Origin of the sequence: Xanthomonas sp. SHU 166, assembly GCF_000364685.1 — a bacterium.
Lineage (GTDB): Bacteria > Pseudomonadota > Gammaproteobacteria > Xanthomonadales > Xanthomonadaceae > Xanthomonas_A > Xanthomonas_A sontii.
In genome coordinates, this window is the sequence record NZ_AQOJ01000014.1 from 1 (window position 1) to 6,501 (window position 6,501).

The window sequence follows — 6,501 nt, forward strand, 5'->3', positions numbered from 1 at the left end:
GGCGGCGCGCACGGCTTCGAGCGTCCGACCGCGCCGGTGGTGCGCGAAGTGGCGATCGGCGACACCATCACCGTGGCCGACCTGGCGCAGAAGCTCGCGCTGAAGGGCGGCGACGTGGTGAAGGCGCTGTTCAAGATGGGCGTGATGGCCACCATCACCCAGACCATCGACCACGACACCGCGGCGCTGGTCACCGAAGAACTCGGCCACAAGCCGGTGCGTGCGGGCAGTGCCGACGCCGAGGACGCGCTGCTGGCGCACACCGAGGACGCGCAGGGCGAGAAGCTGCCGCGGCCGCCGGTGGTCACCATCATGGGCCACGTCGACCACGGCAAGACCTCGCTGCTGGACTACATCCGCCGCACCAAGGTGGCCTCCGGCGAAGCCGGCGGCATCACCCAGCACATCGGTGCCTACCACGTCGAGACCGACCGTGGCGTCATCAGCTTCCTGGATACCCCGGGCCATGCCGCGTTCACCTCGATGCGCGCGCGCGGCGCCAAGCTCACCGACATCGTGGTGCTGGTGGTCGCGGCCGACGACGGCGTGATGCCGCAGACGGTCGAGGCGGTCAAGCATGCGAAGGCGGCCGGCGTGCCGCTGATCGTGGCGGTCAACAAGATCGACAAGTCCGGTGCCGATCCGCTGCGGGTCAAGAACGAGCTGCTGGCGCAGGACGTGGTCGCCGAAGAATTCGGTGGCGACACCCAGTTCGTCGAACTCTCGGCCAAGACCGGCCAGGGCATCGACGTGCTGCTGGACGCGATCTCGCTGCAGGCCGAAGTGCTGGAACTGCGGGCGGTGGCCGAAGGCCGCGCCAGCGGCGTGGTGATCGAGTCCTCGCTGGACAAGGGCCGCGGCCCGGTGGCGACGGTGCTGGTGCAGCAGGGCGCGCTGAAGAAGGGCGACTACCTGGTGTGCGGCATCCAGTACGGCCGCGTGCGTGCGCTGTTCGACGAGACCGGCAAGCAGCCCGATTCGGCGGGTCCGTCGATCCCGGTGCAGGTGCTGGGCCTGTCCGGCGTGCCGGATGCCGGCGACGACTTCGTGGTCGTCGACGACGAGCGCCTGGCCAAGGACGTGGCGCAGCAGCGCGAGACCAAGCGCCGCGAGTCGCGCCTGGTGTCCTCGGCGGGCAGCCGCATGGAAGACATCATGTCGCAGCTCGGCAAGGGCGAAGGCCAGCTGTCGCTGAACCTGGTGATCAAGGCCGACGTGCAGGGTTCGGTGGAAGCGCTGAAGCAGTCGCTGACCGCGCTGTCCAACGAGCAGATCCGCATCAACGTGATCCACTCCGGCGTGGGCGGCATCACCGAGTCCGATGCGAATTCGGCGCTGGCCTCCAAGGCCACGGTGATCGGCTTCAACGTGCGTGCCGACGCCTCGGCGCGGCGCATCATCGAGACCAACGGCATCGACCTGCGGTACTTCTCGATCATCTACGACGTGATCGACCAGGTGAAGCAGGTGGCGTCCGGCCTGCTGGGCGTGGAGATCCGCGAAGAGATCATCGGTATCGCCCAGGTGCGCGACGTGTTCCGCAGCTCCAAGTTCGGCGCCGTCGCCGGCTGCATGGTCGTGGAGGGCGTGGTCAAGCGCAACAAGCCGATCCGCGTGCTGCGCGACAACACCGTGGTGTTCGAGGGCGAGCTGGAATCGCTGCGTCGCTTCAAGGAGAACGTCGACGAAGTGCGCAACGGCACCGAGTGCGGTATCGGCGTGAAGGCCTACAACGACGTCAAGGCCGGCGACCAGATCGAGTGCTTCGAGCGCATCGAAGTGCAGCGTACGCTGTAAGAGCCGGGAATCAGGAATCGGGATTGGGGAATGGGAAGAGCGGGGCGCTGCAGGTGCGTCGCTCGTCCCAGACCCTTCCCGATTTCTTTATTCCGAACAGAGAGATTTTCGCTATGCCCACCAAATCCTTTCACCGTACCGATCGTGTGTCCGCGCAGATCCGGCGCGACCTCGGCACGATCGTGCATGCGGCCGTGCGCGATCACGGCCTGCCGTCGGTCAGCGTGTCCGACGTCGAAGTCACCCGCGATCTGGCCCATGCCAAGGTGTTCGTCACCGCGCTGATGCAGGAACGCTCGGCCGAGGCGGTCAAGGGCCTGAAGGAGCTGGCGCCGCAGCTGCGCAGCGAGCTGGCGCGGGCGATGAAGCTGCGCCACGTGCCCGAACTGCATTTCCACTACGACGATTCGGTCGATCGCGGCGAGCGCATCGACAATCTGCTGCGCGACATGCCGGAGCTGCAGCAGGAGCAGGGCGACGACGGTCATGCCGCCGACGACGGCGAAGCTGCGCCGCGCAAGGACTGAGCCCTTCGCCGACGCCTCGGCATCGGCATCGGCGCCACTGTTCGAATGCTGGCGGGCGCGTCCGCCTCGCAGCCGCGATCGCGGCGCTCCCTCATGCGTGCCGCGCCCCGCTGTTTTGCGCGCGCCTGCGCGTTCTTCCTGTGTTGGCCGCAAGCACGGTGCCACCGCAGGATCCGCCAATCCCGAATCCCCAATCCCGAATCCCGAATCCCCGCCCAACCCCCCATGCCCGTCTTCGGCCCGCGCCTGCCTCGTATCGTCTTCCGTCGCCTCGACGGCATCGTGCTGCTCGACAAGCCGATCGGCATGAGTTCCAACGCGGCGCTGCAGGCGGCGCGGCGGCTGTTCCGTGCGGAGAAGGGCGGTCACACCGGCAGCCTGGATCCGCTCGCCACCGGCCTGCTGCCGCTGTGCTTCGGCGAGGCGACCAAGCTGGCCGGGCTGCTGCTCGGTTCGGCCAAGGCCTACGAGGCGGAGGTCGTGCTCGGCGTCACCACCGACAGCGACGATGCCGAGGGCGCGGTGCTGCGCACCCGCCCGGTGCCGCCGCTGGACGCGACGGCGTTGGAGGCGGCGCTGGCGCCGCTGCGCGGGCGCATCCGCCAGCGTGCGCCGATCTATTCCGCGCTCAAGCAGGGCGGCGAACCGCTGTACGTCAAGGCGCGCCGCGGCGAGGCGATCGAAGCGCCGGAGCGCGAGGTCGAGGTGCATGCGATCGACGTGCTCGCCCACGCCGGCGACCGCCTGCGTCTGCACGTGGCCTGCGGGTCCGGCACCTATATCCGCAGCCTGGCCCGCGACCTGGGCGAGGCGCTGGGCTGCGGCGCACATATCGCCGCGCTGCGGCGGCTGTGGGTGGAACCGTTCCGCAACCCGCAGATGGTCACCCTGGAGCACCTGCAGCACCTGGCCGCGCAGGATCCGGCGGCGCTGGAGGCGCTGGTGCTGCCGCTGGCCGCCGGCCTGGCCGATTTCCCGCCGCTGCGCCTGGAGCATGCGGCGGCGCAGCGCTTCCGCATGGGTCAGCGCCTGCGCGATCCAGCCTGGGCGCCCGGCCTGGCGGCGGTGTTCGACGCCGACGGCGTCCCGCTGGGCCTGGGCCAGGTGGATGCGAGCGGGCTGCTGGCGCCGCAGCGCATGTTCAATCCGTGACCGCGCAGCGGTCGCGCCGGGTGTTACCTGACTGTCGTTCAGTCATGACGCGGTCTTAACGCCTTGTTCCTCCGGGCCGAGGCCGGTACAATTTCGCGGCCTTTCCGGCACGCTGCGCTCCGGCGCAATCCTTCGCAATCGGCGAGCCAGGCGGTGCGTCTTCTGCACGTTCCTGCCGGCCCCGCATCTCAGAGAAAAACCTCATGTCCATCGACACCCAGAAAGTCATCGAAGAAAACAAGCGCGGCGCTGCCGACACCGGTTCGCCGGAAGTGCAGGTCGCCCTGCTGACCGCCCGCATCGAACTGCTGACCGGCCACTTCAAGACCCACAAGAAGGATCACCACAGCCGCCGCGGCCTGCTGCAGATGGTCAACCGCCGCCGCAGCCTGCTCGACTATCTGAAGAAGAAGGATGGCGAGCGCTACAAGGCGCTGATCGAGAAGCTCGGCCTGCGTCGCTGAGTCAACGAACCCCACCGCGGCGCAGCGATGCGCCGCGGTTTTGTTTTGGGTAGTACCGTGGCCCGGGGATCGCTCCGCGCCACCGGCCGGATCCTCCCGGCCACCCGCCAGCGGCATGGGCCGTCAGCGGTCCATTTGCAGACAGCATCATCCAAGGAAACCCCGTGGCAAAAATCACCAAAACCTTCCAGTACGGCAAGCACACCGTCACCCTCGAAACCGGCGAGATCGCCCGCCAGGCCGGCGGTGCCGTCATCGTCAAGATGGACGACACCGTACTGCTGGTCACCGCCGTCGCCGCCAAGAGCGCGCGCGAAGGTCAGGACTTCTTCCCGCTGACGGTCGACTATCAGGAGAAGTTCTACGCCGGCGGCCGCATCCCCGGCGGCTTCTTCAAGCGCGAGGGCCGTGCGACCGAGAAGGAGACGCTGATTTCGCGTCTGATCGACCGTCCGATCCGTCCGCTGTTCCCGGAGGATTACAAGAACGAAGTGCAGATCATCGCCACGGTGATGTCGATGAACCCGGACATCGACGGCGACATCGCCGCGCTGATCGGCGCCTCGGCCGCCCTGTCGCTGGCCGGCACCCCGTTCAAGGGCCCGATCGGCGCCGCCAAGGTCGGCTACAAGAACGGCGAATACATCCTCAACCCGACCGTGTCGGATCTGAAGGATTCGCAGCTGGAGCTGGTCGTCGCCGGTACCGCCAACGCGGTGCTGATGGTCGAGTCCGAAGCCGCGCTGCTGTCGGAAGAAGTGATGCTGGGCGCGGTCACCTTCGGCCACCGCGAGATGCAGAAGGTCATCAATGCGATCAACGAGCTGACCGTCGAAGCCGGCACCAAGCCGTCCGACTGGGTCGCCCCGGCCAAGAACGAGGCCATGATCGCCGCGCTGAAGGAAGCCGTCGGCGAGCAGTTGGCCGCCGCGTTCCAGGTGCGCGACAAGCTGCAGCGCCGCGATGCGATCTCGGCGATCAAGAAGGACGTGCTGGCGCAGCTGGCGCCGCGCGCCACCGCCGAGAACTGGGTCGCTGCCGACCTGGCCAAGGAATTCGGCGAGCTGGAATACCAGACCATGCGCGGTTCGGTGCTGAGCACCAAGGTGCGCATCGACGGCCGTGCGCTGGACACCGTGCGCCCGATCAGCGTGCAGGCCGGCGTGCTGCCGCGTACCCACGGCTCGGCGCTGTTCACCCGCGGCGAGACCCAGGCGATCGTGGTCACCACGCTGGGCACCGCCCGCGACGGCCAGGTGATCGACGCGGTCTCCGGCGAGTACAAGGAAAACTTCCTGTTCCATTACAACTTCCCCCCGTACTCGGTGGGCGAGTGCGGCCGCTTCGGCGCGCCCAAGCGTCGCGAAATCGGCCACGGCCGCCTCGCCAAGCGCGGCGTGCTGGCGGTGATGCCGACCATGGAAGAGTTCCCGTACACCATCCGCGTGGTCTCGGAAATCACCGAATCCAACGGTTCCTCGTCGATGGCTTCGGTTTGCGGTTCGTCGCTGGCGCTGATGGACGCCGGCGTGCCGGTGAAGGCGCCGGTGGCCGGTATCGCCATGGGCCTGGTGAAGGAAGGCAACGACTTCGTGGTGCTGTCGGACATCCTGGGCGATGAAGATCACCTGGGCGACATGGACTTCAAGGTCGCCGGTACCGCCGACGGCGTGTCCGCGCTGCAGATGGACATCAAGATCGAAGGCATCACCGAAGAGATCATGAAGCAGGCCCTGGCGCAGGCCAAGGCCGGCCGCCTGCACATCCTCGGCGAGATGGCCAGCGCGCTGACCACGCCGCGTGCGGAGCTGAGCGACTACGCGCCGCGCCTGCTGACGATCAAGATCCACCCGGACAAGATCCGCGAAGTGATCGGCAAGGGCGGTTCGACCATCCAGGCGATCACCAAGGAAACCGGTACCCAGATCGACATCCAGGACGACGGCACCATCGTCATCGCCTCGGTCAATGCGATCGCCGCGCAGGCCGCCAAGTCGCGCATCGAGCAGATCACCTCGGACGTCGAGCCGGGCCGCATCTACGAAGGCAAGGTCGCCAAGATCATGGACTTCGGCGCGTTCGTGACCATCCTGCCGGGCAAGGACGGCCTGGTGCACGTCTCGCAGATCTCCAGCGAGCGCGTGGAGAAGGTCGGCGACAAGCTGAAGGAAGGCGACGTGGTCAAGGTCAAGGTGCTGGAAGTCGACAAGCAGGGCCGCATCCGCCTGTCGATGAAGGCCGTGGAAGAAGGCGAGGGCGCGTCGGCCGAATAAGCCGCACGCTGCCAGCGTCGTTCCAGGAAAAAGCGGGCTTCGGCCCGCTTTTTTCTTGCCTGGCGTTTGCGCAGGCGCGACGCAGCGTCAACGGTGACGTCCTGTCGCGGCTGGCGTCGCTCCTGCACAGGATGACGGAGCATTTGGCCCGCGACTTGGCCGAGGCTGCCAGCGATCGCTGGAGAGCATCTGCAGATGCGCTGACAGCGGCCCAGGGTCGGCGAGGCTGGGGCGCGCGCGTCCGTAGCGCACGCTTTCGCAGATACCGTCTTACCCCCTAGCAGGCAA

General features: G+C 67.6%; 5 protein-coding genes. All 5 read left to right on the top strand.

Annotation, left to right across the window (positions count from 1 at the left end; translation table 11 throughout):
• A partial coding sequence (gene infB / locus D180_RS00775) for a translation initiation factor IF-2 (RefSeq protein WP_017911265.1) occupies positions 1 to 1,797 on the top strand: 1,797 nt, incomplete at its 5' end.
• Positions 1,798 to 1,910: 113 nt separating this feature from the next.
• A complete protein-coding gene (gene rbfA / locus D180_RS00780) occupies positions 1,911 to 2,324 on the top strand; it encodes a 30S ribosome-binding factor RbfA (RefSeq protein WP_043090243.1) in 414 nt (137 codons plus the stop codon).
• Between the two features lie 225 nt (positions 2,325 to 2,549).
• Positions 2,550 to 3,476, top strand: coding sequence for a tRNA pseudouridine(55) synthase TruB (gene truB / locus D180_RS00785; protein WP_017911267.1), 927 nt, complete (start codon positions 2,550 to 2,552; stop codon positions 3,474 to 3,476).
• Positions 3,477 to 3,679: 203 nt separating this feature from the next.
• A complete protein-coding gene (gene rpsO / locus D180_RS00790) occupies positions 3,680 to 3,940 on the top strand; it encodes a 30S ribosomal protein S15 (protein ID WP_003467392.1) in 261 nt (86 codons plus the stop codon).
• A 164-nt stretch (positions 3,941 to 4,104) separates the two neighbouring features.
• A complete protein-coding gene (gene pnp, locus D180_RS00795) occupies positions 4,105 to 6,213 on the top strand; it encodes a polyribonucleotide nucleotidyltransferase (protein WP_017911268.1) in 2,109 nt (702 codons plus the stop codon).
• Positions 6,214 to 6,501 lie beyond the last annotated feature (288 nt).

What these genes read in the sequence shown, in the direction of transcription:
- rbfA (WP_043090243.1), top strand. Translation starts at nt 1,911, where the DNA reads ATGCCCACCAAATCCTTTCACCGTACCGATCGTGTGTCCGCGCAGATC.
- truB (WP_017911267.1), top strand. Translation starts at nt 2,550, where the DNA reads ATGCCCGTCTTCGGCCCGCGCCTGCCTCGTATCGTCTTCCGTCGCCTC.
- rpsO (WP_003467392.1), top strand. Translation starts at nt 3,680, where the DNA reads ATGTCCATCGACACCCAGAAAGTCATCGAAGAAAACAAGCGCGGCGCT.